The sequence below is a fragment of the Arthrobacter sp. UKPF54-2 genome, from assembly GCF_007858535.1.
Classification (GTDB): domain Bacteria; phylum Actinomycetota; class Actinomycetes; order Actinomycetales; family Micrococcaceae; genus Arthrobacter.
This window is the reverse complement of record NZ_CP040174.1, coordinates 1,932,454-1,956,635: the sequence shown is the minus strand read 5'-3', so window position 1 is coordinate 1,956,635 and position 24,182 is coordinate 1,932,454. Positions and strand designations below refer to the sequence as shown.

The following is a 24,182-nucleotide window of genomic DNA, read 5'->3' as shown; positions in this document are numbered from 1 at the left end:
CGCTCACCGGAGCCAGACGGTGGTGTTGCCCGGGAGCAACTGTCCGTCCAGCGGGCCGCTGCTGATCAGCACCTCGCCGGCGGGCAGTTCGACGGCGTTGTCCCCGAAGTGGGTCACGGACTGCCAGCCGCCGTGGCGGCGGAAGTGCAGCACGTCCGCGTTGCCGGTCTCGACCCACTCCAGCTCCTCGGAGGTCTGCAGCTCGCGGCGCAGCTTCAGGGCCTTGCGGTAGAACTCCAGGGTGGAGCCTTCGGTGCCGTCCTGGGCGGCCACGGCGTAGCGGGAGAACCAGGCTGGCTGCGGCAGGTGGGCGCCGCCGTCGCCGAAGCCGAAGGAGGGACCTTCCGGGGACCAGGGCAGCGGCACCCGGCAGCCGTCGCGGCCGATCTCCACGCCCTTGTTGCGGAAGAACGTGGGGTCCTGGCGCTCGGTGTCCGGGATCTCGGCGACTTCCTGCAGGCCGAGTTCCTCACCCTGGTACAGGTACGCGGAGCCGGGGAGGGCCAGCATCAGCAGGGTCGCGGCGCGGGCGCGGCGCAGGCCCAGTTCGACGTCGAGTTCCTCGGCCGGGGCTCCGGCCAGCAGCCAGCCCTTGCCGTCCTGGCCCTTGGCGTGCCGTCCGCCGCCCTTGGGCAGGCCGTAGCGGGTGGCGTGCCGGACGACGTCGTGGTTGGAGAAGACCCAGGTGGAGGAGGCGCCGGACTCGGTGGCCTCGGCGAGGTTGCGGGTGATGATTTCGCGGAACTCGTCGGCGTCGAAGTCGGCCTGCAGCAGGTCGAAGTTGAAGGCCTGGCCCAGCCCCTCCGGGCTGGCGTAGCGCGCGCGGCGGGACGCGTGCACCCACGCCTCGGCAACGGCGGTGCGCGGCGGGTTGTATTCGTTGAACACCTCACGCCATTCGACGTAGATCTCGTGCACCTCGTCGCGGTCCCAGAACGGGTGCGAGCCGTCGTCGAAGCCGTCGGTGCCGGAGTTGGCCTCGCTCAGTTCGACCTTGGACAGCAGCGGCTCGGTCAGGTCCTTGGTGAGGGCGTGCGCGACGTCGACGCGGAAGCCGTCCACGCCGCGGTCGGACCAGAAGCGCAACGTCTTGAGGAAATCATCGCGGATCTCGCGGTTGGACCAGTTCAGGTCCGGCTGTTCCTTGGCGAAGATGTGCATGTACCACTGGCCGGGTGTGCCGTCGGGTTCGGTGATGCGCTCCCAGGCCGGGCCGCCGAACACGGATTCCCAGTCCGAGGGCGGGATCTCGCCGTTTTCGCCTTTGCCGTCGCGGAAGATGTAGCGCTCCCGGGCATCGGAGCCGCGCGGGGAGGCGAGGGCCTCCTGGAACCAGACGTGGCGGTTGGAGGAGTGGTTCGGGACGATGTCCGCGATCAGCTTGATGCCGGCGGCGTGCAGGGCGGCGGACATCTCGTCGAAGTCCTCCAGCGTGCCGAGCTTGGGGTCGACGTCGCGGTAGTCGTCGACGTCGTAGCCGCCGTCGGCCAGGGCCGAGGGGTAGAACGGTGAGAGCCAGACGGCGTCGATGCCGAGGGCCTTCAGGTACGGCACCTTGGCGGTGATGCCCTTGATGTCGCCGAGGCCGTCACCGTTGGAGTCGGAGAAGCTGCGCGGGTAGATCTGGTACACGGACGCCTGGCGCCACCAGTTGGGGTCGGCGGCGAGGTCGGAACCGGACAGGGTTGCCAGCGTGGCGGTGTTCGACAAGGTGAATCCTTCGGGCTGGAGAGCGGGTCTGATAATTTAGATAGAAGCTAAATCTATTGCCAGATCAATTATGGGTCGGCACTCAGGGGGAGGTCAAGATTCCGAAGCGCCAGGCCGCCGCCACTCCCCAGCTGCTGCGCCGGGTCAACGCCCAGGCGGTGCTGGCAGCCGTCCGCGGCACCGAGGAGGCGACCGGCACGGAGCTGATGGCGGCCACCGGCCTCACCCGGGCCTCGGTGATCGCAGTTTGCGAGGACCTGATGCGGCGCGGCTGGATCAGCGAACTGGACGCGCCCCGCAAGGATGCCCTGCCCGCTGGGGGCCAAGCCGCCGGCAGCCCGCAGAAGGGACGGCCGGCGCGGCGCTTCGAACTCCGGGCCCGGGCCGGCGTCGTGCTTGGCATCGATATCGGCGCCGCCACCACCACGGCCGCGGTCGCGGACCTGCGTGGCACGGTCCTCGGCCGCGCCAGCGGGCACTTCCGCGCCGCGGACATCCCGGCCGGCGAGCGGATCGGCGTCGTCGACCGGGCGTGCCGGGAGGCGCTGGCGGCCGCCGGCGAGGCGCCCGGGAAAGTCCTGGCCGTGGGCGCCGGCATCGCCGCCCCGGTGGACCGCGACGGCAACGTCCTGGCCGCCCAGCACTTCTGGAGCCTGTTCGACGTCGGGCTGCGTTCGGCCCTGCGGGACCTGCACGGCTGGCCGGTGCTGCTGGAGAACGACGCCAACCTGGCCGCGCTCGGCGAACGCTGGCGCGGCTCGGGCGCGGGAGTGGACGACCTCGTGGTGCTGCTGGCCGGCGAGCGGCTCGGCGCGGGCGTGCTGGAGTCCGGCCGGCTGCTGCACGGCCGCGGCGGCGGCGCCGGCGAGATGGGGTTCCTGGACATGGTGGAGGGCGTCGGCTCCAGCGACGGTATCGCGAGCCTCGCCCGGCAATGGCAGGCCGCGTCCGGCGGACCCACTTCCGGCGGCCAGGCAAGCGCGCTGCGGGTCTTCGAAGATGCCGCCGCCGGGGAGCCCGCCGCGCTGGCCATCCTGGACCGGCTCGCCGAGCGGATGGCCCGGGTCATCGCCGCGATTGCCAGCCTGCTCAACCCCGAGCAGGTGGTGATCGGCGGCGCCGTCGCGGACTCGGCGGGCGCGCTGCTGCCCGGCATCACCGCCGCGCTGCCGCGCTTCACCGCCACTCCCCCGCGGGTGACGGTTTCCCCGCTGGGCGATGCGATCGTCACGGTTGGCGCCATCCGGCACGCCCTGGACTTCGTCGAGGCGAATGCCTTGGAACTGAAGCTGCAGGCGTCGGCCTGAGATTCGCGGCCCGGAGTCGCTGAGCCCGGGAGGAGGCTAGTTCGCGAGCTCCAGGGCGGCGGCCAGCGGGAGCGTCCCGTCCCGGAACTCGATGGTCCGGCCCGCGGTCTGCGGCAGGTCAAGCACGGCGGCGGCGACAAGGGCCACGTTGGCGCGCGAAGTTCCGGTGCCGTCCGAGGTGTCCGTGGGGTTGACGTCCAGCAGCCCGTTGCCGGGGCCGTCGGTGAGCGCTCCGGGGCCCAGGATGGTCCACTCCAGGCCGCTGCCACGCAGGTAGGTGTCAGCGGCGGCCTTCGCCTCGGCGTAGGCGTGGAAGCCGTTGTCCGCAGGGACACCATGGTCCGGGCCGGCCCCGAGGTAGGACACCATGACGTAGCGCCGCACGCCGGCCTGGGCAGCCGCGTCCATCGAGCGGATCGCAGCATCCCGGTCCACGGCATAGGTCCGTTCCGGGCTGCCGCCGCCCGCTCCGGCGGACCAGACGACGGCGTCGTGGCCCGCCAGCGCCGCGGCGAGCTCCGCCGTCGTCGACTTCTCCACATCCAGGACCAGCGGGGTGGCCCCGGTGGCCGCGACATCGTCGCGGTGGTCGGGGTTGCGGATGATGGACGTGACTCCGGAGCCTTCCTTGGAGAGAATGCCGGACAGTTCCAAAGCCACCTTGCCGTGGCCGCCGATGATTGCGATGCGCGTCATGGACCCATTGTTGCCCAAGCCCTTCCCTTGCGCACCCGCAGACAGAAAAGCCCCCGGAACCTGAAGGATTCCGGGGGTTCTACCTGGTAGCGGTGGGGAGGCTCGATCTCCCGACCTCACGATTATGAGTCGTGCGCTCTAACCAACTGAGCTACACCGCCACGAATGAGAAAAGCCTGCGTCCAGCCGGTCAAAACCGCCTTGACGCAGGCCCTCATCCAGAGCCCCCCACCGGAATCGATCCGGTGACCTCGTTCTTACCAAGAACGCGCTCTACCACTGAGCTAGGGGGGCAACGAGTAAATACTCTACCGGAAGATTCCGCTCCCAACAAATCGGCCGGCCTCCCCCGGCCATCGCAGCAAAACCCGCGTAGTTCCGGGGATCTCCGGGGCCCGGGCAGGGTCCGGCGAGGCCATAATGGCGGGTCCGCACAGCGGATGTGACGAAGCCGACTCGCGGGTCCGGCGCGGGATCGGAATTACGCCCGACACGGCCTCCACGGCCTAAGCACAGAACGGGCCGGCTCAAAGGAGCCGGCCCGTTCTGGTACTGCCTAGAAACTAGCGGTTACCACTTGTTGCGGGGCTTGAAGCCGCCTTCGTGGCGCGGCTTGCGGGTGTCCGCGCCGACGCCGCGCTCGTTGCGGTCGCTGAAGGAGCGGCCGCCGCGGTCGGCGGAGGAACGCTCGCCGTCGTTCTTGCGGAATTCGCGCTTGAAGCCGCCGTTGCCCTTGAAGTTGCCGCTGCCGCCAGAGTAGCCGCCGCGCTCGCCACGGTCTCCGCCACGGTTGCCCTGGTAGGAGCCGCGGTCACCGGAGGGCTTGCGGCCGTTATCCAACTCGAGGTGGATCAGCTCGCCGCCGATCCGGGTGCGGGACAGGGCCTTCAGCTGATCCGGGCTCAGGTCCGCCGGGAGTTCCACGAGGGAGTGGTCCGAGCGGATGTCGATGCCGCCGATCTGGGCCGAGGAGATGCCGCCCTCGTTGGCGATGGCGCCGACGATGGAACCCGGCATGACGCGCTGGCGGCGTCCGACGGCGATCCGGTAGGTGGCGTTGCCCTCGGTCAGGGTGCGGGTCGGGCCGCGGGAGCCGAAGCCGTCCTTGGAGCGTTCGCGCTTCTGGAATTCCGGTGCGGCAGGCAGCTCCTTGACCAGGAGCGGCTGCCCGCCCTGCGCCATGACGGCCAGTGCAGCGGCGATCTCGGCGGCCGGAACGTTGTGCTCTTCCTCGTAGGAGGCGATCAGGTCACGGAAGGCCGAAACGTCCTCGGATTCGAGGGTCTCGGTGATCTTGTCCGCGAACTTGCCCAGGCGCAGGGTGTTGACGGTCTCCGCGGTGGGCAGGTGCATCTGCTCCACGGGCTGGCGGGTTGCCTTCTCGATGGAACGCAGCAGGTACTTTTCCCGCGGGGTCATGAACAGCACGGCGTCGCCGGAGCGTCCGGCGCGGCCGGTGCGGCCGATGCGGTGCACGTAGGACTCGGTGTCGTGCGGGATGTCGTAGTTGATCACGTGGCTGATCCGCTCGACGTCCAGGCCGCGGGCGGCGACGTCGGTGGCCACCAGGATGTCGATGCGGCCTTCCTTAAGTGCCTCGACCGTGCGCTCACGCTGCTGCTGCGGGATGTCGCCGTTGATGGCGGCCGCCTGGAAACCGCGGGAGCGCAACTTGTCCGCCAGGTCCTCGGTGGCCATCTTGGTGCGGACGAACGCGATGACGCCGTCGAACTCTTCGACCTCGAGGATGCGGGTCAGCGCGTCGAGCTTGTGCGGGCCCATGACCTGCAGGTACCGCTGGCGGGTGTTGGCGCCGGTGGTGGTCTTGGACTTGACCTGGATCTCGGCCGGGTTGTTCAGGTACTGCTTGGACAACCGGCGGATCTGGCTCGGCATGGTGGCGGAGAACAGGGCAACCTGGCGGCCCTCGGGGGTCTGCTGGAAGATCTGCTCCACGTCGTCGGCGAAGCCCATGCGCAGCATCTCATCGGCCTCGTCCAGCACGAGGTACTGGAGTTCGGACAGGTCCAGGGAACCCTTGGCGATATGGTCGATGACGCGGCCGGGGGTACCGACAACAACCTGGGCGCCGCGGCGAAGGCCGGCCAGCTGCGGGCCGTAGGCGGAGCCACCGTAGACCGGCAGGACCGTGAAGTCATCGATGTGCTTGGCGTAGGAGGTGAAGGCCTCGGCGACCTGGAGCGCGAGCTCGCGGGTCGGAGCCAGGACCAGGGCCTGCGTCTTGCGGGACGGGCCGTTCAGGTCGTGGAGTTCGGCCAGCCGGGACAGCGCCGGTACTGCGAATGCTGCAGTCTTACCGGTGCCGGTCTGGGCCAGGCCGACGACGTCGCGGCCCTCGAGCAGAACCGGGATGGTCGCTGCCTGGATCGGGGACGGCTTCTCGTAGCCGACGTCCTGCAGGGCGGCAAGGACGCGGGCGTCGATGCCGAGGTCAACGAAGCGGAGGCCGCCGTCGTCGTCGCCGGAGCTATCGGCGGTGTTCTCAGCGGGGGTCTCGGCTGCGGCGGGGGCAGCCGGGGCGGTGAACTCGACGTCGGCGCTGGTGTTCTCGGTGTCGACGGAGTTGTCCTGATTTTCGGGCATAGGGGAATCTTCCTCATCCATAGGGGCCAGGCGGCACAACCCGAGGTGAGCGGAGCCGCAGTACGCGTGACACATGCTGCCGGGCATACTTTGACCGGCCGGTCACATAGAAGCCCGGCGCTTTCGCAATCCCGTGGCAGGACTTCCCGCTGCATCTCTTGGCTGCTATCCCAGCAGTCTGTACAGCGTTTTCTTTAGCCGGCTCTCCCTATGAAAATGCCCGCAACACAGTTTTGCGGGCCCCAACACTTACCAGTCCTGCCTCAAGAATTGGGCAGGAATAAGGGATTTCCGGAGTGGGGGATATTTCAAGTGTAGGGCATGCCGCGGCGCAGGTGCTACCGGGAGGGCCCGTCTGCGGCGGTGAGCTTGCGCACACTGCCGTTTCCGCCCCCTACTGCCCCAGCCGGCGCCGCAGCTTCTCGAAAGCCTCGTGGTACTCGGGCTGGAGGCGGATTTCTCCGTCGGCGTCCGCGTCCCGCAGGGCCTCCATGTCCTCGAGGGTGGGATCGCTGAACCACTTGCCAACCGTGACGCCGTGGGCGGGGACAAAGATCCGGTGGATATGGTCCCCCGCCTGGATGGTGCCGGTCCGGACCACGCGCAGGTAGCTGCCCACCCGGCCGGCCTCGCCGAACCTCGCCACCCAGTTGGGCACCTGCACCCGTCGCTGGAACGTGGCACAGGGCATCCGGGGCGAGGTCACCTCCACCTCGACGTCGAGCCCGACCTTCCAGCGTTCGCCGATCACCGCGTCGGTGGCATCAATCCCGGCGACGCGGAGGTTCTCGCCGAAGTACCCCGGCGGGATGTCCCGGCCGAGTTCGCCGGCCCAGTAGTCGGCGTCGTCCTGCGAATACGCGTAAAGCGCCTGGTCCTCGCCGCCGTGGTGGATGCGGCTGGCCTGGATGTCGCCGTGCAGTCCCAGCCGGTGCACCTTGACCGGACCGTCCACGGGGCGTTTGTCGATGGCCGTCACGCCCACGCTTCCGGCATCGCTGAGCAGCTGATGCACCCGGCAGACGGCAAGCACAGAAGCGGTGTCCATGGCACCAGTGTAGGCCCGGGGCCATCCGGCGACGCTCCAGCCCGGTTACTTTCCCGCAGGCCTCCGGGCCTGGCTGCGACACCGGCGTTTTGGCCGCGATCCGTGGGGGTTACCGGACGTAACCGGGCAGGAACGTCGGGGACGGCGCCCGCACCGGAACGTAGGATGCTCCCATGAGCGGTGTTGCAGCAACAGACGTGTCCGATGTCCTGGCGATCGACTCCCTGCTGAGCGCCGGCGAGCTGGCCGTGCGGGAGAAGGTCCGGGATTTCACCACCCAGCGGATCCGGCCCGGCATCGCGCGCTGGTACGAGGACGGTGTGTTCCCGCTGGAGCTGGCCCCGGAATTGGGCGAACTCGGGGTCCTCGGCATGCACCTTGAGGGCTACGGCTGCCCGGGCCGCTCCGCCGTGGACTACGGCCTGGCCGCGATGGAGCTGGAGGCCGGCGACTCCGGCATCCGCACGTTCGTCTCCGTGCAGGGTTCCCTGGCGATGACCGCCATCCACAAATGGGGCTCGGAGGAGCAAAAGCAGGAATGGCTCCCCCGGATGGCCGCGGGCGAGCTGATCGGCTGCTTCGCCCTGACCGAACCCACCGCCGGCTCGGACCCGGCCGCCATGCAGACTTTTGCCCGGCGGGACGGGACCGGCGACGGCGCGGGCTGGGTCCTGGACGGCGCCAAGCGCTGGATCGGCCTGGCCTCGGTGGCGGACGTCCTGGTGGTCTGGGCCATGACCGACGACGGCGTGCGCGGCTTCCTGGTCCCCGCCGGCGCCCCGGGGGTCACCGCGACGCCCATTGGGCAGAAACTCTCCATGCGCGCCTCGATCCAGTGCGACGTGGCGTTCGACGGCGTCCGGCTGGGCCCCGAGGCGCTGCTGCCGGCGGCGCGGGGCCTGCGGGGCCCGTTCTCCTGCCTGAACGAGGCGCGGTACGGGATCGCCTGGGGCGCGATGGGTGCCGCCCGGGACTCCTATGAAGCGGCGCTGCGGTATTCGCAGGAGCGGCTGCAGTTCGGCAAACCGCTGGCGGGCTACCAGCTCACCCAGGAGAAGCTGGTGAACATGCTGCTGGAGATCCAGAAGGGCACGCTGCTAGCGCTGCAGCTGGGCCGGCTCAAGGACGCCGGGGCGCTGCGGCCGGAGCAGATCTCGCTGGGCAAGCTGAATAACGTGCGGGAGGCGATCACGATTGCCCGCGAGGCCCGCACCATCCTGGGCGGCAACGGAATCACGCTGGACTACTCGCCGCTGCGGCACGCCGCGAACCTGGAGTCGGTGCGCACCTACGAGGGCACCGATGAGGTCCACACCCTGGTTCTAGGCCAGCACATCACCGGGCTCTCCGCCTTCCGCTAGGGCGGCCACGGGGCCTTCGGACGTCAGGCCGAGAAGCCGCCGTCGGCCTTGACCAGCTGGCCGGAGACCCAGCGGCCCTCGGGCGAGAGCAGGAAAGCCACCGTTCCGGCGATGTCCGCGGGAGTGCCCAGCCGGCCGCCAGGCTGCCGCCGGGCCAGCTCCTCGCGCAGCTGCGCGTCCATCCAGCCGGTGTCGACCGGGCCCGGGTTGAGCACGTTGGCGCTGATGCCGGCCGGGCCCAGCTCCCTCGCCGCAGCGATGACGATCCGGTCCAGGGCACCCTTGGACGCCCCGTACGGGAGGTTGAACGCGGTGTGGTCGCTGGTCAGCGCCACGATCGCGCCGCCGTCGGCCGGAACCTGCCGCGCGAACGCCGCAATCAGCTGCCAGCTGGCGCGGGTGTTGACGGCGAAGTGCCGCTCAAAGCTCTCCAGCGACGTGTCCAGGATGCCGGAGTCCACGGATTCCGCGTGGCTGAGCACCAGTGCCTGCAGCGTGCCGGCCTCGTCCGCCGCCGCGGCCATCAGCCGATCCACGGCCTGCGGGTCCTCGAAATCGGCGGGCAGTGCCACCACGGCGGCGCCCGTGGCCTGCAGTTCGGCGGTGAGGCGCTCGACGTCGTCCGGTTGGACGCCCCAGGGCATCCGGGCGTCGTAGTCCTGCCAGTAGTTGAGCACCAGGTCCCAGCCGTCGGCCGCGAGCCGCCGCGCGATGCCGGCCCCTAGGCCGGCCAGCCGTCCGACGCCGGTGACCAGTGCCGTCCTGCGCTGGAACGGGGCCGGGCCGGGAGAACCGGGAGTCTGGGTCATGCGCTTCAGCCTTGCCCGGCCGGTGCGGCGGCAGGTTCCCCGGCCGGTGCGGCGGCAGGTTCCCGGGCCGGCGCGCTGTGCACGGCGAAGGCTCGGGCCAAGGACCCGCGGCGCAGGGCCAGCTGCCAGCACAGCAGCAGGGCCAAGGCGCAGAAAACCCCGGCGCTGGACGCCATGATCCAGAACCCCGGCGTCTGGACGTTGAGGTCCTGCGCGCCGAGGGCCGTGCCGATCGTCTTCGGGGAGAACAGGAACACCAGCACGGACACGCCGAGCACACCGCCCATCAGCCAGCGCGTGCCCCGGTAGCGGAGCGGCGTTTCCCGCAGCGTCCAGGCGAACGCGGGTAGAACGACGGCGACCCACACCCAGTGGTGGGACCAGGAGACGGGGCTGATGAGCAGCATGGTGAGCGCCGTCGCGGAGAGGGCCACGACCCGGGCACCCTGCTCGCTCGCGGCTTTGATGACGCCGGCGGCCAGCGCGACCACCAGCAGGCTCAGCACCAGCCAGGGCCCGGTGACGGCGGCCTCGGGGACGCCGAAGTGCAGCAGCGCGCCCTTGAGGGAGAGGTTGTCGACGTAGCCGGCCCCGCCGATCCGGGAGGTGTCCGGCAGGATCCGGAACCAGAACTGCAGCGACTCGGCCGGGCGCAGCAGCGCGCCCAGCACCACGGTGAACAGGAATCCTGCGCCCATGTTCAGCAGGCCCCGCCAGTCCTTCCGGACCAGGAAATAGAGTCCGAAAACGAGCGGCGTCAGCTTGATCCCTGCGGCGACGCCCACCAGGAAACCGCTGCCGGGAATGCCACGGGACCAGCGGGGGTTCCGGGCCAGCAGGTCCGCCGCCATCAACCCCATCAGCAGGATGTTGATCTGCCCGAAAGCCAGGGTTTCGCGCCACGGGCCGAGGTTGACCAGGGCCAGGACCAGGACGGCCGCGCCCCAGCGGTGGCCAGGGGAACGGAAGGCCGCGCGCCAGTCTGCCTTGGCCGTCCAGTAGCGGACCGCGCGGACAGCGACCCAAAGCGCAACGATCACGCCTGCGGTGTTGAACCAGTTCAGTGCCACCTTCTCGGGCAGCAGGGCCAGGAGGCTGAACAGCAGCGCGGCGAAGGGCGGGTAGGTGAACGGCAGCCCGGGTCCGCCGGCCCAATCAACGTTGCCCTCATAGAGGTCGGAGGCCGCCGGGCCGGCGTCGTTGAGGATCTTCCCGCCGTGCCAGTAGACGCTGAAGTCGAGGCCCTGCTCGCCCCAAACACCCAGCCACCGCCAGAGCGCGAACGCGACGGCGGCCGCGCCCAGCGGAAACAGGGCTCCCGCCGGGGTGAGGGGCAGGCGCCTCTTCGGCGACGGGTCCGACGGCGGCGCCACCGGGGTCCCGGTTGGCGGGGCGTGCGGGTTTTCGGCGTCGAGCAGTGACATGTGTGGATCCCCCAATAATTGCTGCGCGAATTTGCTGCGCGGGACGGGGCGCAGCGCGCCGGCGGCGGCTGCGCCGGTCCCCGCCGTTCATCCTACCGATCCCTCAGGCCGGGACCGGCACCTTGGCCTTTTGTCCGGCGTCCTTGCGGATGGTCGCGCTGATGACGGCGGCGATGGTGCACATCGCCGCCGCGGCGAACCAGGCGTAGGTGTACTGGCCGGTGGCGTCCCGGACGGCCCCCGCGGCCAGCGCCGCCGCGGCCGCGCCGAGCTGGTGGGCGGCGAAGACCCAGCCGAACACCACGCTGCCGTCCGCGCCGAACACCTGGCGGCAGATCGCGGCCGTCGGCGGGACGGTGGCCACCCAGTCCAGGCCGTAGATAACCACAAACACGATCATGCTGGGCTGGACCTCGGCGCTGAGCAGCAGCGGCAGGACCAGCAGCCCGATGCCGCGGAACTGGTAGTAGACCGCGAGGAGGATCCGCGGGTTGAACCGGTCCGTCAGCCAGCCCGAGGCGATGGTTCCGAGGATGTCGAAGATCCCGACAACGGCGAGCAGGCCCGCCGCGGTGGTTTCGGCCATGCCGTGGTCGTGCGCGGAGGGAATGAAGTGCGTGCCGATCAGCCCGTTGGTGGTGGCTCCGCAGATTGCGAAGCCGGCCACGAGGGCCCAGAAGGTGCGGACCCTGCTGGCGCGTTTGAGGACCTGGAGCGCGCGGACCGCGGCGTTGCGGCGGGGTTCTTCCGGTTCGGCCGCGCTTGCCGGTTCAATCGGAGCTTCCGGTTCGGCCGCGGTGGCCGGAGATTCCTGCAGCGCCGCGGCGTCGGCTCCGTACGGCAGCGCGCCGACGTCGGCCGGTGAGTTCTTCAGGAACTTCAGCACCAGCGGCACCACCGCGAGCGCGCCGGCGGCGATCAGCAGCGACGCCTGGCGCCAGCCGGGGTTTTGCGCCAGGGCGGCGATGAAGGGCAGGAACACCAGCTGCCCGGCAGCGCTGCCCGCGGTGAGGATGCCGATCACCAGGCCGCGGCTCTTGGCGAACCAGGTGTTGGCGATGGTGGCCGCGAACACCAGGGCCATGGATCCGGTGCCGAGTCCGATCAGCAGCCCCCAGGTCAGCAGGATCTGCCAGGACTGGTTCACCAGGACCGTCAGGGCACTCCCGGCCCCGATGAGCACCAGCGCCACGGACGTGACCACGCGGATGCCGAAGCGCTCCATCAGGGCCGCGGCGAACGGCGCCGTGAGGCCGAAGAGCACCAGGTTGATGCTGACGGCCGCCGAGAGGACCGTGGTGGACCAGCCGAACTCGTTCTGCAGCGGCACCATCAGCACGCCCGGCGCGGCCCGGAACCCGGCGGCGCCCACCAGGGCCAGGAACGCGACGGCGGCGACGATCCAGGCCGGATGGACCCGGCGCCTGGCCGAGGGGCGGGGAGTGGTCCGGGGCGCGGTCATGCTGCTGTTCCGTTCTGCTGGGCGGTCTTCTGCGCCGGGGCGGTCGCGAGGGGTAGCGGGTGGTCGGTCCGGGTGAGGCTGTGCCAGCTCGTGTTCCCGGCCGTGAGGCGCTCACCACAGGCCGTGCAGCTGTCCGCGGAGGAGGTACGCTGCCCGCAGCCGCTGTGGACCACGAACATGTGGGCCTGCTCCGACGGCGCCGGCAGGTGCTTTTCGGACCACAGCACGACGGCGTTGAGCACCGGGAGCACGTCCTCGCCCTTGGCGGTGAGCACGTATTCCTGGCGCTGCCGGCCGCCGTCGTCGTAGGGCCGCCGGGCCAGCAGGCCGGCGGCCACGAGGGCGGCCAGCCGCCGGGTCAGGACCGAGTCCGCGGCGCCGAGCCGGGTCTTGATGGCGTCGAAGCGCCCGTTGCCGAAGAAGACCTCGCGGAGCACGAGCATGCCCCAGGGATCGCCGAGGACATCCAGGCCGCGGGCCATGCTGCAGGTGCGGCCGGACCAGTCGGAGCGAAGTGCCATACCCGCAGAGTAGCTGACTCTCTTGAAGAAAGCTAGAGTTGCCGGCGCAGGCCGGCCCGGGAGGGACGGTAAGCGAGCGCCCAGTAGACCAGCATCGCCATGCCGCAGACCACGCCCAGGCTCGCCACGATCAGCTGCCACTGCGTCTGTGGGTCTTTGCCCCACTCGGCCGCCCCGGCCATGACCGAGAGGTACTTGGGGGTCAGGTAGAAGGACAGGGCAGAGAACGCCACGATGATCCAGCCGGCCAGCCGCATCCGCCCGTTGCGCGAGGGTACCCGGTGGATGGCGAACCCCATGCACGGCAGCGCCACGGCCATCCAGACCCAGTGGTGGGACCAGGACACCGGGCTGATCAGCAACATGAGCAAGGCGGTGGCGGACACGGCGACGAAGTTCTCTTCCGCCTCGACGGCCCACTTGATCACCAGCGCCGCCACCGCGGCCAGGGCCAGCGCCAGCACCAGCCACACCACGGACGTCAGCGGGGAGTCCGGCAGCCCCAGGTGCAGCAGCAGGCCCTTGACCGAGAGGTTGTCCACGTAGGCCGGTCCGCCGATCCGCCCGGTGTCCGGCAGGATCTTGGTCCAGAACGTCACCGATGCCACGGGCAGCAGGGCCCAGGCCAGTGCGATCGAGCCGAAGAACCCCGCGGCCATCCAGCCGAGTGCCTTGAAGTCGCGCCGGACCAGGAAGTACAGCCCGAACGCGAGCGGGGTGAGTTTGATCCCGGCGGCGATGCCGATCAGCAGGCCCGCGGGCCAGCGGAGTTCGCCGGCCCGGGACTTTCCGTACAGCGCGAAGTCGGCCAGGATCAGGCCCATCAGGATGATGTTGATCTGGCCGAAGTCGAAGGTGTCCCGCCACGGCCCCAGCAGCAGGATCGCCGCGGTGCCGGCCAGGGCGACGGCACGGAAACGCCAGTCCGCGGCGGCGTCGCGCCAGCGGCCCAGCCCGAAGTAGTGCCGGGTCAGCCAGGCGGAGACGACGGCGGCGCCGAGCAGCGCCGTCGCCGTGAAGACCACGCCGCCGGCGTCTTGGCCCAGCGTCGCCATGGCGGCAAAAATCAGCGCGGCGAACGGCGGGTAGGTGAACGGCAGGCCGTCCCGGGGCGCGTACAGCTCGTTCACGCCGGTCTCGCCGGCCTGCAGGACACGGTTTCCGCCGTAGAAGTAGACCTCGAAGTCGTTCAGCAGCGGAATGTAGGCCAAGTACAGCACCACCAGTGCCGCGACGACGGCGGCGGCGCCGGCCGCCGTAGCGATCCAGCCCCGGTTGGTGGAACCGGCCGTCTTCGAAAGGGTGGTCACCGGAGGCTAGCTGCCCGGCTCAAGGCGCGCGAAAGCCTGCTCGAGGTCTGCGATCAGGTCCTCCACGTCCTCGATGCCGCAGGAGAGCCGGATCAGGTTCACCGGAACCGCCAGTTCTGTGCCCTTGACCGAGGCGTGCGTCATCTCCGACGGGTAGTTCATCAGCGATTCGATGCCGCCCAGGGACTCCGCCAGGGTGAACACGGAAGTGGACTCGGCCACCGTGCGTGCCGCCGCTTCACCGCCCTTAAACTGCACGGAGACCATGCCGCCGAACTTCTTCATCTGCTTCCTGGCCAGCTCGTGGCCCGGGTGCGAGGGCAGGCCCGGGTACAGCACGGCTTCCACCTCGGGGCGCTGCAGCAGCCACTCGGCCACGGCCTGGGCGTTGTCGCTGTGCCGGTCCATGCGCACGCCGAGGGTCTTGAGCCCGCGGGTGGTCAGGAACGCATCCATCGGCCCGGACACGGCGCCGACGGCGAACTGCACAAAGCCGATCTTCTCGGCCAGCTCCGGATCGTTGACGATGATGGCGCCGCCGACGACGTCGGAGTGGCCGCCGATGTACTTGGTGGTGGAGTGCACCACGACGTCGGCGCCGAGCGCCAGCGGGGTCTGCAGGTACGGCGAGGCGAAGGTGTTGTCCACCACGAGGAGGGCGCCGGCGTCGTGCGCCACCTTGGCGAGCGCCGCGATGTCGGTGATTTTCATCATCGGGTTCGACGGCGTCTCCACCCAGACCAGCCGGGTCTTGTTGGCCGCGACGGCCTTCGCGACGGCGTCGAGGTCTGACATGTCCACCGGGGTGTTGCCGATCCCCCACTCGCCCAGGACACGAGAGATCAGCCGGTACGTTCCGCCGTAGGCGTCGTTGCCGAGCACAATGTGGTCCCCGGGCCGGGTCAGGGCGCGGATCATCGAATCCTCGGCGGCCAGTCCCGAGCTAAAGGAGAACGCTGCGGAGCCGCCCTCCAGCGCCGCGAGCTGTTCCTGCAGGGAGTCGCGGGTGGGGTTGGTGCCGCGGCCGTATTCATAACCTGCCCGGAGGCCGCCGATCCCGTCCTGCGCATAGGTGGAGGAGAAGTGCACCGGGGGCACCACGGCGCCGGTGCGCGGCTCGAAGGCCTGGCCGGCGTGCACGGCGCGGGTGTTGAAGCCGGCGTTCTTTGCGGAAGAGCTTTCTGACTGGGACATGGGACTCCTTGGGCGGGTCAGTTGCTGAGGTAGGCGAGGAGGTCGTGGCGGGTCAGAATCCCCACCGGAGCGCCGACGAACGTCACCATCAGGGTGTCGGCGTCGGAGAGGAGTTCGCGGGCGGTCGAGATCGATTCGAGCGAACCGATCACCGGCAGCCGGGCCTCCATGTGTTCGGAGATCTTGTCCGTGAGGTTCGCCTCGCCGCGGAACAGCTTGGCGGTCAGGGTGCGCTCGTCCACCGCGCCCAGCACTTCGCCCATCACCACCGGAGGTTCCGCGGACAGCACCGGGATGTGCGAGACGCCGTACTCGTTCATGATGTTGATGACGTCGCGGACGCTCTCGTTGGGGTGGATGTGCACCAAATCCGGCAGTTCACCGGTCTTGGCCTTGAGGATTTCTCCCACCGAGGCCTCGTCGCCGCTGGCGAGGAAGCCGTAGGAGCGCATCCACTGGTCGTTGAAGATCTTCGCCAGGTAACCGCGGCCGGAATCCGGCAGGATCACCACCACGACGGCGTCGGCGGGCAGGTCTTTCGCGGCCTGCAGCGCGGCGACGACGGCCATCCCGGAGGATCCGCCCACCAGGAGGCCCTCCTCGCGGGCCAGGCGGCGGGTCATGGCGAAGGAGTCGGCGTCGCTGACGGCGATGACGTCGTCGGGCACGGCCTTGTCGTAGTTGGCCGGCCACATGTCCTCACCCACACCCTCGACGAAGTACGGCCGGCCGGTGCCGCCGGAGTAGACCGAACCGGCCGGGTCGGCGCCGATGATCTTGACCACGCCGCCGTCGGCCTCGGGCCTGTCCGCGGAGACCTCCTTGAGGTAGCGGCCGGTGCCGGTGATGGTGCCGCCGGTGCCGGCGCCGATCACGCAGTGTGTGACCCTGCCTTCGGTGTCCTGCCAGATTTCCGGTCCGGTGGACTCGTAGTGGCTGGCCGGCGCGGCCGGGTTGGAGAACTGGTCCGGCTTGTACGCGCCGGGAATTTCGGTGACCAGGCGGTCGGAGACGCCATAGTAGCTCTGCGGGCTGTCCGGGGCGACGGCGGTGGGGGTCACCACAACTTCGGCGCCATAGGCCTGGAGCACGGCACGCTTGTCCTCGCCGACCTTGTCCGGGACGACAAAGATGCAGCGGTAGCCCTTCTGCTGGGCGACGAGCGCCAGGCCCACCCCGGTGTTGCCGGAGGTGGGCTCCACGATGGTCCCGCCGGGCCGGAGCTTGCCGCTGCGCTCCGCCTCTTCGATCATCTTGGCCGCGATGCGGTCCTTGATGGACCCGCCCGGGTTAAGGTATTCGAGCTTCACGAGGACCGTGGCGGCGATGCCGTCGGTGACGTGGTTGAGTTTGACGAGCGGCGTGTTGCCGATGAGGTCCAGGACGGACTGGGCGTACTTCATAGGTACAAAGTTACCGTCTGCAGCTGCCGGAGTCGGATTCCGTCACGTCGCGTGCGCGCCACAGCCCCGCGGGTGCGACGATAGGGCGGTGAAGCGAAGGTCCTGGTTGAAGACGCTGCGGAGCTACCTTGTCCCCGGCGGCATGCTGCTGGCCGGGACCGCCGCGCTGGGCACCGGGTTGCTGCCCTGGCCTGCCTTCGAGGAGCTCGCCGGCCGCACGGTGCCGGTGCTGGGGTTCGTGGTGGCCATGTCCCTGGTGACGGAGCTGGTGGACGACGCCGGGCTGTTCCGGGCGGTGACGGACCGGCTGGCCGCATGGGGCCGGGGCCGGGTCCTGCTGCTCTGGCTCCTGGTGATCGGGCTCTCTTGCGTTTCCACCGTGTTCCTCTCGCTGGATACGACGGCGGTGCTCGTCACCCCGGTGGTGGTGCTGCTGGCCGTCCACGCCCGGATCCCGCCGCTGCCCTTCGCCCTGACAACCATCTGGCTCGCGAATACCGCCTCGCTGCTGCTTCCCGTCTCCAACCTGACCAACCTGCTGGCCCAGTCCCGGCTGGGCCTCAGCCCGGCCGGCTTCGCCGCTTTGGTCTGGGCCCCGGCCCTGGTGGGCATCCTGCTGCCCCTGGGGCTGCTCTGGCTGGCCTTCCGCAAGGACCTGCGCGGCAGCTACGGTCCGCAGCCGGCCCACCGGGTGCGGGACCGGGTGCTGCTCTACGCCTCGGCCGCTGTGATGCTGGTGCTGCTGCCGGCCCTGGTGTCCGGAATACCGGTGTATCTTCCTGCCGCTGCCGCCGCCGCGCTCCTTCTGGCCTTGTTCCTGTGGCGCCGCCGGTCAAGCCTGCGCTGGTCCATGGTCCCGTGGCGGCCGCTGATGCTCACCATCGGGCTTTTTATGGTGGTGGAGGCCCTGCACGCCAACGGCCTGGCCAGGGTGCTGGGCGGTGTCGCCGGTTCCGGGGACACCCTGCCGGCGCTGCTCCAGCTGGCCGGGCTTGGTGCGGGCGCGGCCAACGCGGTCAACAACCTGCCGGCCTACCTCGCGCTGGAGCCGGTGGGTGGCTCGCCGGTGCGGCTCGCAGCGCTGCTGATCGGCGTGAACCTGGGTCCCCTGGTGACTCCGTGGGCGTCACTGGCCACCCTGCTCTGGCACGAACGACTGCGGGCGCTCAACGTCGAGGTCCGCTGGGGCGGCTTCGCGCTGGCCGGCCTCGTCGCGGTCGTCCTCACCGTGCCCGCGGCGGTCACGGCGCTGTGGCTGGCCAGCGGCATGGACTAGGCCCGTCACGCGCCGAGGTCGTTCCCCGCGGATTCCGCCGAGGCTTCCGGGACCGCGTTCTGCCAGAGCCCCACAACGTTGCCCTCGGTGTCCTTGAAGTACGCGTTCCAGCCGGACCCGGGCACCTCCATCTTGCCGCGGTGGACCGAGCCGCCGCCGGCCACGATCTGCTCCAACGCGGCGTCGATGTCCTCGACGTCGACCGTCACCACCGGCGCCGTCAGGTCGCCGCGGCGGAACAGGCCGCCGTTGATGGACCCGGTGACCGCCGGACGGCCCTGCTCGTCCATCGGCGTGGTCATGGCCAGGCTGTATTCCATCTCCGGCATGACCTGGAAACCCCAGCCGAACACCGAACTGTAGAACTCCCGGGCCCGGTTTTCGTCGTCCGCCGGAAGCTCGAAGTGCACCACTCCACCAGCCATCACACTCTCCTGACACTCAAGGGATCCGTTCCCGGGCGGGCGCGGAACTCCGTGCCCCAGCCGGATTCTAAGCCCGTCACGGGGCGGCGGTTAAGGGCCGTTGGACCCGCGGCTCCCCTCCGCCGGTGCTCTCGGGGAGCGCCCGCCGGCGTCCCGGACGCCGCCCGGATGCCCCCGCCGCGGGCCGGGCGTGGGAACATATTCGGATGACCACCGCAGAGCTCCCGGCCCGCGCCGCCGCCGCGGCGGACGCCTCGCTCCGGTGGCACCCGGGCGGGCCCTACGATCTCCTGCAGACCCTCGGCACGCTCCGCCGGGGGCACGGCGACCCCGCGATCCGGGTGGCGCCGGACGGCTTCTGGATGGCATTCACGACGGCGGCCGGCCCGGCCACGCTGCGCCTGGCCAGCACCGGCCCGGCGGCCTCACCCGTGATCGAGGCACGCGCCTGGGGACCCGGTGCGGAGGAGGCGGTCCGGGCCGTTCCGCGGCTGCTCGGCCACGACGACGACTGGACGGCCTTCGACGATCCGGTCTTCCACGCCACCCTCCCCCGCATGGTCATCGACGCCCGACGCCGGAACCCCGCCGTCCGGCTGCCCTCCACCGGCCGGATGGTCGACGCGCTGGTGCCCACCGTCCTCGAGCAGAAAGTCACCGTGATCGAGGCCCGCCGGGGCTACCGCTACCTGATGTACCGTTTCGGGACCCCGGCCCCCGGCGCGGGCACCGTGGCGCCGGCGGAACTCCGGGTCCAGCCAACGCCGGCGCAGTGGCTGCGCATTCCGTCCTGGGAATGGCACAAGGCCGGAGTAGGCCCGCAACGCTCGGACACGGTCATGCGGGCGCTCCGCTCCGCCGTCGCGCTCGAACGGCTCGCGGCGCTGCCCGCCGCCGAGGCGGCCGCGAAGCTGCAGACACTTCCCGGGATCGGCGTCTGGACCGCGGCGGAGGTGGTACAGCGCACCCACGGCTGCCCGGACTCGATCGCCGTGGGCGACTACCATCTGGCCGCCTATGTTGGCGCTGCCCTGACCGGGCGGAGGACGGACGACGCCGGTATGCTGCGGCTGCTCGCCCCCTGGGCCGGCCACCGGCAGCGGGTGGTCCGCATGATCGGCCTCAGCGGCTTCCGCAAGCCGGTCTTCGGCCCGCGGATGACCATCCAGGACCACCGGAAACACTGACCCCTCGTTGCGCTTAGAGGCCCAGCCTCGCCACGGCCTCCTGGCGCATGTCCACCTTGCGGATCTTGCCGGACACGGTCATCGGGAAGCTCTCGCGGACCTCGACGTAGCGCGGGATTTTGTAGTGCGCCAGCTTCCCGCGGCAGAACTCCGCAAGGGCAGCAGCGTCCAGCGGGGCGGCGCCGGGTTTGAGGATGACGCAGGCCATGAGTTCCTCGCCGTAGCTGGCATCCGGGACGCCGATCACCTGCACGTCCTGGATGTCCGGGTGGGTGTAGAGGAACTCCTCGATTTCGCGCGGGTAAATGTTCTCGCCGCCGCGGATCACCATGTCCTTGATCCGGCCCTCGATCACGAGATAACCGTCCTCGTCCATCCGGGCCAGGTCCCCGGTGTGCATCCAGCCCTCGTCGTCGATCGCCTCCGCGGTCTTCTCCGGCTGGTTCCAGTAGCCCTGCATCACGGAGTAGCCGCGGGTGCACAACTCGCCGATGTCGCCGCGCTGCAGCACCTCACCGGTCATCGGGTCCACTACCTGGCTCTCCAGCTGCGGCAAGGTCCGGCCCACGGTCTGCGTGCGCTGGGCCAGGGTGTCCCCGCCGCGGGTCATGGTGGAGACCGGCGAGGTCTCGGTCATCCCGTAGCAGATGGCGACGTCGCGCATGTTCATCTCGGCGATCACCCGGTTCATCACCTCGATGGGGCACAGCGAGCCGGCCATCACGCCGGTGCGCAGGGTGGAGAGGTCGTAGGAAGCGAAGTCCGGCAGCGCGAGCTCCGCGATGAACATGGTCGGCACGCCGTAGAGCGAGGTTCCGCCGAAGTCCTGCACGGCCTCCAGGGCCGCGGCCGGCGAGAACCCGCGCCCCGGGATGATGGTGGCGGCGCCGTGGCTGAAGGCGGCCAGGTTTCCGATCACCATGCCGAAGCAGTGGTAGAACGGCACCGGCAGCACCACCCGGTCGTGCTCGGTGTACCCCAGCAGCTCGCCGATGGAGTAGCCGTTGTTGAGCAGGTTGTGGTGCGTCAGGGTGGCGCCCTTGGGGAAGCCGGTGGTGCCGGAGGTGTACTGCAGGTTGATCGCGTCATGCGGATCCAGCTCTGCCATCCGCGCCAACAGGTCCGAATGTGCGACGTCGTCGGCCCGCCGCAGCAGTTCGGCGTACGTCCGCTCCGCCTCGCTTTCCGGGGCTCCGGCGGCGAGGCCCGGCTGGCCGCCGTCGGGCAGGAACACCAGCTCGCGCAGTTCGGGGCATTCGGCCAGGGCGTGGCGCGCCATGCCGGTGTAGTCGCTGTTCTTGTCCGAGGGGGCTGCCACCAGCATCCGCATGCCGTTCTGCCGGACGACGAACTCCAGCTCGTGGCTGCGGTAGGCCGGGTTCACGTTGACCAGGATGGCCCCGATCTTCGCGGTGGCGTACTGCAGGATGGTCCATTCGGCGCAGTTCGGGCTCCAGATCCCGATCCGCTCCCCCTTGCCCACACCGACGGCGAGGAGCGCGCGGGCAAGCCGGTCGACGTCGTCGTTCATTTTGGTATAGCTCCACCGCCTGGCTTCCCCGCCGGGGATGGCCGCCGCCTCGATCAGGGCGTCGTGGTACGGGAACCGGGCCACGATCCGCTCGAAGTTGTCGCCGATGGTCTCGTTGAGCAGCGGGACGTCAGTGTCCCCGGCTGTGTAGGCAAGCATGGTGCGACGCTACCAACAGCCCGGCGGCATGAGAAGGGCAAAGCGTGGAAGTCCTACGAAATCTTGTGCACATTCTGCGGTGCGCCGACGGCCGCCCGGTAGGGTGAAACCATGAGCGCACCCATTGACCTGCAGGCCACTTTCATCCCCAATGAGGGCGAATTCTTCCGCGTGAAACTAGCCCTCGAGATCGCGATCGACGAGGTGGTCAACGAACCCGGCTGTCTCCGGTACGAGCTGACCGAGGCGTCCGAGGACAAGCTGGTGCTGACCGAGCAGTGGGCCTCGCAGGAGGACCTGGACCGGCATGCCAAGGGCACCGCCCTCCAGGACCTGAACGAGTCCCTGAGCGCACTGCTGGCCGAGCCTGTGCGGCTGGAACGGCTCTAAGGCGCCCCCGCAGCGCGTAGCTAAAAGCGCCGACTAGGCGTCCGGGATCTGGGTGCCGTCCTGCGGGGATACGGCTGCCTCGGCCTGCGAGCGCGCCACGTGGGCGTGGACTTCCTCCATGTCCAGGGCCTTGACGGCGTCCACCACCTGCTCCAGCTGCTGGGCGTTCAGCGCGCCCGGCTGGGAGAACACCAGCACTTTCTCGCGGAAGGCCATCAGGGTGGGGATCGAGGTGATGCCCGCCTCGGCGGCAAGCTGCTGCTCCGCCTCGGTGTCCACCTTGGAGAACACGACGTCCGGGTGCTTCTCGGAGACGGCGGCGTACGTGGGGCCAAACTGCTTGCACGGGCCGCACCATTCGGCCCAGAAATCTACGAGGACGATGTCGTTGTCCTCGACGGTCGATGCGAACTGTTCACCTGTAATGTCTACGGTTGCCATGGGTTCAACGGTACGCGAGCGGCCCGGGAAAGTCCCCCGCGTTTCGCTGTTGGCACATCCCGGGCGGGCCAGCCGGCAGGCCAGGTGCAAAGATCAGGCCCAGACATGCGGGGCCGGACGGCGGGCGCCGGGCAGCGCATTGGTCTCACGCCAGTAGTGGATCCATGCCGGCAATTCCAGGTCCGCCGGCGGCGCACCGAATTCGCGGATGATCTCTTCCTGGCTGACCGGCTTGCCCTTGTTGACCAGCCGCGTTGCGATGTGGGCGCGGGCGTAGATTTCGCCGTCGGCCACCATGCGCTGTTCAAAGTAGATGGCCTTCTCGTCCAGCCCGATCACCTTGGTCTCGATGGTGTACTGCTGCCACAGCTGCAGGGAGCGGCGGAAGGCGATGGTCTCCCCCGCCACCACCGGCGTCCAGCCCCGCCGGCGGATGGCCTTCCAGGTGCCGCTGCGTGCCATCAGGTCAAACCGGCCCAGGTCCATCAGCGAGAAATACATGCCGTTGTTGACGTGCAGCGCGATGTCGATGTCCGTCGGCAGGACACGCAGCGGCAGCGACGAGGCGTCCCAGATGCTCAGCGGGGAGCGCCGGGCGGACGTGATGAGCAGGAGGAGGGTGCGGAGGAGCAGATGCATGGAGCTTATGTTACCCGCCAGTAACAAAGGTGCCAAGGGGTTCCGTCAGCGGGCGGAAAGGACTGCCACCGTGGCTTTCGTCCCGGAGCCGCGGATGCTCCAGCAGTTCCCGGCGCCGATCACTTCCAGGTCCTCCAAGTCCGTGTGGCGCAGCACCAGCGCGGTGTTCTCGTCCACCGCCACCGCCCGGTCCACGAGGCCCGCCGCCACGGCCCCGACCGCCCGGCTCAGGGTGCCTGCCTGCGCGGCATGGACGTCGACGGCGAACGGCACCAGTCCCAGGCCGTCGCGGACGTCGAGTTCGTCGAGGCCTTCGGAGCATTCCTCCGAGCACACCGCGGTGCCCCGGATCCGGTAGCCGCCCACCAGCGCCCGCTGAGGTGCGATCATGGCCCCCGCGGAGAAACCCAGGTAGGGCACCCCCGCTGCAGCCGCGGCCCGGATCGCCGCCGCCGAGCCGAGCAGGCCCGCGAGGTACTCGGGGGTCGGTCCGCCCCCGACGATAATCCCGTCGACGCCGTCGAACGCCGCCGGATAGGCCGGCTCGCCGGTGCGCAGCAAGGTGGCCGCCACATCGCAGGGCATGCGCGCCTGCAGCGGCTCCAGGTAGGCGGGCAGGAAATACTCCGAGCTGCCGTCGCGGTCGAAGAGCACGACGGCGATCCTGGGAGGCCGGTGTCCGCCGGCGCGGTGCCGGACATCCTTCACAAAGCGGTCGAAGACCACCGGGGTTGTGACGGTATCGGGGCCGCCGCCCACCAGGATGATGCTCATGGGGCCACGCTACCGGCCGGGCAGCCCCGCTTCAGTCCGCGGCGATCAGTTCGCCCTCGAAGCCGTCCGAATTCACCAGGTAGGCGGCGAAGTGCTCGGGGCCGCCGGCATGGGGATACTTCTCCGGAAACAGATCGGTCCAGCCGTGGGCAGGAGCGTCGGCCGCCATGGTGTCCACCTGCCGCCGGGTCCCGGCATGGAAGGCCACGTGGTTCAGGCCGGGCGCTGTGCGCCGGTGGGTGGTGCCGCTCAGGTCCGGGGATTGCTCGACGACGATGTACGTCGGTCCGCGCCGCCAGCTCCGCCCGAGGGGCCAGTCCTGGTACTGGTCGTAGCCGAGCCGGGTCAACAGCCAGCCCCATTGGTCCGTGGCCCTGCCCAGGTCCGGCACCCAGAGTTCCACATGGTGCAGCGCACCGAAAGATCCGTCAGTCACCCTGAGAGTCTGGCACGAGGATCAGTAGAGGATGCGCTGGAAGAGGTCGTGGTCCTGCCCACAGGTCCGCAGCCC

The 24,182-nt window shown here is 69.8% G+C and carries 22 protein-coding genes and 2 tRNA genes; 5 read left to right on the top strand and 19 right to left on the bottom strand.

The genetic code is table 11. The features are described 5' to 3' along the window. Window positions 1-3 precede the first annotated feature (3 nt). Window positions 4-1,710, bottom strand: a complete 1,707-nt coding sequence (locus E7Y32_RS08945; RefSeq protein ID WP_146336824.1) for an alpha-amylase family glycosyl hydrolase — start codon at window positions 1,708-1,710, stop codon at window positions 4-6. A gap of 56 nt (window positions 1,711-1,766) precedes the next feature. Between E7Y32_RS08945 and E7Y32_RS08940 the strand changes: the two genes are divergently transcribed. After that, window positions 1,767-3,017 carry an ROK family protein gene (locus E7Y32_RS08940; protein WP_261382390.1) on the top strand — a complete coding sequence of 417 codons (1,251 nt, stop codon included), beginning with the start codon at window positions 1,767-1,769 and terminating at the stop codon, window positions 3,015-3,017. 36 nt (window positions 3,018-3,053) lie between these two features. Here E7Y32_RS08940 and E7Y32_RS08935 read toward each other — a convergent pair whose 3' ends face one another. From E7Y32_RS08935 to E7Y32_RS08915, 5 genes are all read right to left on the bottom strand, one after another. Continuing rightward, window positions 3,054-3,713 carry an NAD(P)H-binding protein gene (locus tag E7Y32_RS08935; protein WP_146336823.1) on the bottom strand — a complete coding sequence of 220 codons (660 nt, stop codon included), beginning with the start codon at window positions 3,711-3,713 and terminating at the stop codon, window positions 3,054-3,056. An 84-nt stretch (window positions 3,714-3,797) separates the two neighbouring features. Continuing rightward, window positions 3,798-3,874 (bottom strand) — tRNA-Met (locus tag E7Y32_RS08930). A 61-nt stretch (window positions 3,875-3,935) separates the two neighbouring features. Next, a tRNA-Thr gene (locus tag E7Y32_RS08925) sits at window positions 3,936-4,007 on the bottom strand. Between the two features lie 276 nt (window positions 4,008-4,283). Then, entirely contained in the window at window positions 4,284-6,317 is a 2,034-nt protein-coding gene (locus E7Y32_RS08920) for a DEAD/DEAH box helicase (protein ID WP_146336822.1), read from the bottom strand. Between the two features lie 394 nt (window positions 6,318-6,711). Continuing rightward, window positions 6,712-7,365, bottom strand: coding sequence for an MOSC domain-containing protein (locus E7Y32_RS08915; RefSeq protein WP_146336821.1), 654 nt, complete (start codon window positions 7,363-7,365; stop codon window positions 6,712-6,714). Window positions 7,366-7,538: 173 nt separating this feature from the next. Here E7Y32_RS08915 and E7Y32_RS08910 point away from each other — a divergent pair, with 173 nt between their 5' ends. Beyond that, on the top strand, window positions 7,539-8,726 hold the full coding sequence (locus E7Y32_RS08910) for an acyl-CoA dehydrogenase family protein (RefSeq protein ID WP_146336820.1): 1,188 nt from the start codon (window positions 7,539-7,541) through the stop codon (window positions 8,724-8,726). Between the two features lie 23 nt (window positions 8,727-8,749). On the opposite strand, the gene E7Y32_RS08905 is transcribed toward E7Y32_RS08910, so the two are convergent. From E7Y32_RS08905 to E7Y32_RS08875, 7 genes are all read right to left on the bottom strand, one after another. Then, the gene (locus tag E7Y32_RS08905; RefSeq protein ID WP_146336819.1) at window positions 8,750-9,535 is read right to left on the bottom strand and encodes an SDR family oxidoreductase; all 786 of its coding nucleotides are present in this window, start codon (window positions 9,533-9,535) and stop codon (window positions 8,750-8,752) included. A 5-nt stretch (window positions 9,536-9,540) separates the two neighbouring features. Continuing rightward, a complete protein-coding gene (locus E7Y32_RS08900) occupies window positions 9,541-10,959 on the bottom strand; it encodes a glycosyltransferase 87 family protein (RefSeq protein WP_146336818.1) in 1,419 nt (472 codons plus the stop codon). Window positions 10,960-11,062: 103 nt separating this feature from the next. After that, window positions 11,063-12,421 (bottom strand): MFS transporter, encoded by a 1,359-nt coding sequence (locus E7Y32_RS08895; RefSeq protein WP_146336817.1) that lies wholly within the window; start codon window positions 12,419-12,421, stop codon window positions 11,063-11,065. Then, on the bottom strand, window positions 12,418-12,942 hold the full coding sequence (locus E7Y32_RS08890; protein ID WP_146336816.1) for a helix-turn-helix domain-containing protein: 525 nt from the start codon (window positions 12,940-12,942) through the stop codon (window positions 12,418-12,420). The genes E7Y32_RS08895 and E7Y32_RS08890 overlap by 4 nt, the downstream gene beginning before the upstream one ends. Before the next feature lie 32 nt (window positions 12,943-12,974). Then, window positions 12,975-14,252, bottom strand: coding sequence for a glycosyltransferase family 87 protein (locus E7Y32_RS08885; RefSeq protein ID WP_146336815.1), 1,278 nt, complete (start codon window positions 14,250-14,252; stop codon window positions 12,975-12,977). 6 nt (window positions 14,253-14,258) lie between these two features. Then, entirely contained in the window at window positions 14,259-15,446 is a 1,188-nt protein-coding gene (locus E7Y32_RS08880) for a cystathionine gamma-synthase (RefSeq protein WP_146336814.1), read from the bottom strand. A 17-nt stretch (window positions 15,447-15,463) separates the two neighbouring features. Then, entirely contained in the window at window positions 15,464-16,849 is a 1,386-nt protein-coding gene (locus tag E7Y32_RS08875; RefSeq protein WP_146336813.1) for a cystathionine beta-synthase, read from the bottom strand. A gap of 142 nt (window positions 16,850-16,991) precedes the next feature. Between E7Y32_RS08875 and E7Y32_RS08870 the strand changes: the two genes are divergently transcribed. Beyond that, window positions 16,992-18,125, top strand: coding sequence for an SLC13 family permease (locus E7Y32_RS08870; RefSeq protein WP_146338423.1), 1,134 nt, complete (start codon window positions 16,992-16,994; stop codon window positions 18,123-18,125). Window positions 18,126-18,130: 5 nt separating this feature from the next. Here the strand turns inward: E7Y32_RS08870 and E7Y32_RS08865 are convergent, their stop codons facing one another. Further along, entirely contained in the window at window positions 18,131-18,550 is a 420-nt protein-coding gene (locus E7Y32_RS08865) for a VOC family protein (RefSeq protein WP_146336812.1), read from the bottom strand. A 206-nt stretch (window positions 18,551-18,756) separates the two neighbouring features. Here E7Y32_RS08865 and E7Y32_RS08860 point away from each other — a divergent pair, with 206 nt between their 5' ends. After that, window positions 18,757-19,737, top strand: a complete 981-nt coding sequence (locus E7Y32_RS08860) for a DNA-3-methyladenine glycosylase (protein ID WP_146336811.1) — start codon at window positions 18,757-18,759, stop codon at window positions 19,735-19,737. Window positions 19,738-19,750: 13 nt separating this feature from the next. Here E7Y32_RS08860 and E7Y32_RS08855 read toward each other — a convergent pair whose 3' ends face one another. Continuing rightward, entirely contained in the window at window positions 19,751-21,427 is a 1,677-nt protein-coding gene (locus tag E7Y32_RS08855) for an AMP-binding protein (protein WP_146336810.1), read from the bottom strand. 111 nt (window positions 21,428-21,538) lie between these two features. Between E7Y32_RS08855 and E7Y32_RS08850 the strand changes: the two genes are divergently transcribed. Then, on the top strand, window positions 21,539-21,817 hold the full coding sequence (locus E7Y32_RS08850; RefSeq protein ID WP_146336809.1) for a putative quinol monooxygenase: 279 nt from the start codon (window positions 21,539-21,541) through the stop codon (window positions 21,815-21,817). Between the two features lie 33 nt (window positions 21,818-21,850). Here E7Y32_RS08850 and trxA read toward each other — a convergent pair whose 3' ends face one another. From trxA to E7Y32_RS08830, 4 genes are all read right to left on the bottom strand, one after another. After that, entirely contained in the window at window positions 21,851-22,258 is a 408-nt protein-coding gene (gene trxA, locus E7Y32_RS08845) for a thioredoxin (RefSeq protein ID WP_146336808.1), read from the bottom strand. A 93-nt stretch (window positions 22,259-22,351) separates the two neighbouring features. Next, window positions 22,352-22,897, bottom strand: coding sequence for a thioesterase family protein (locus tag E7Y32_RS08840; protein WP_146336807.1), 546 nt, complete (start codon window positions 22,895-22,897; stop codon window positions 22,352-22,354). Between the two features lie 45 nt (window positions 22,898-22,942). Beyond that, a complete protein-coding gene (locus E7Y32_RS08835) occupies window positions 22,943-23,671 on the bottom strand; it encodes a Type 1 glutamine amidotransferase-like domain-containing protein (RefSeq protein WP_146336806.1) in 729 nt (242 codons plus the stop codon). Between the two features lie 31 nt (window positions 23,672-23,702). Next, window positions 23,703-24,107: a VOC family protein gene (locus tag E7Y32_RS08830; protein WP_146336805.1), complete on the bottom strand. Its 405-nt coding sequence runs from the start codon at window positions 24,105-24,107 to the stop codon at window positions 23,703-23,705. Window positions 24,108-24,182: the final 75 nt, after the last annotated feature.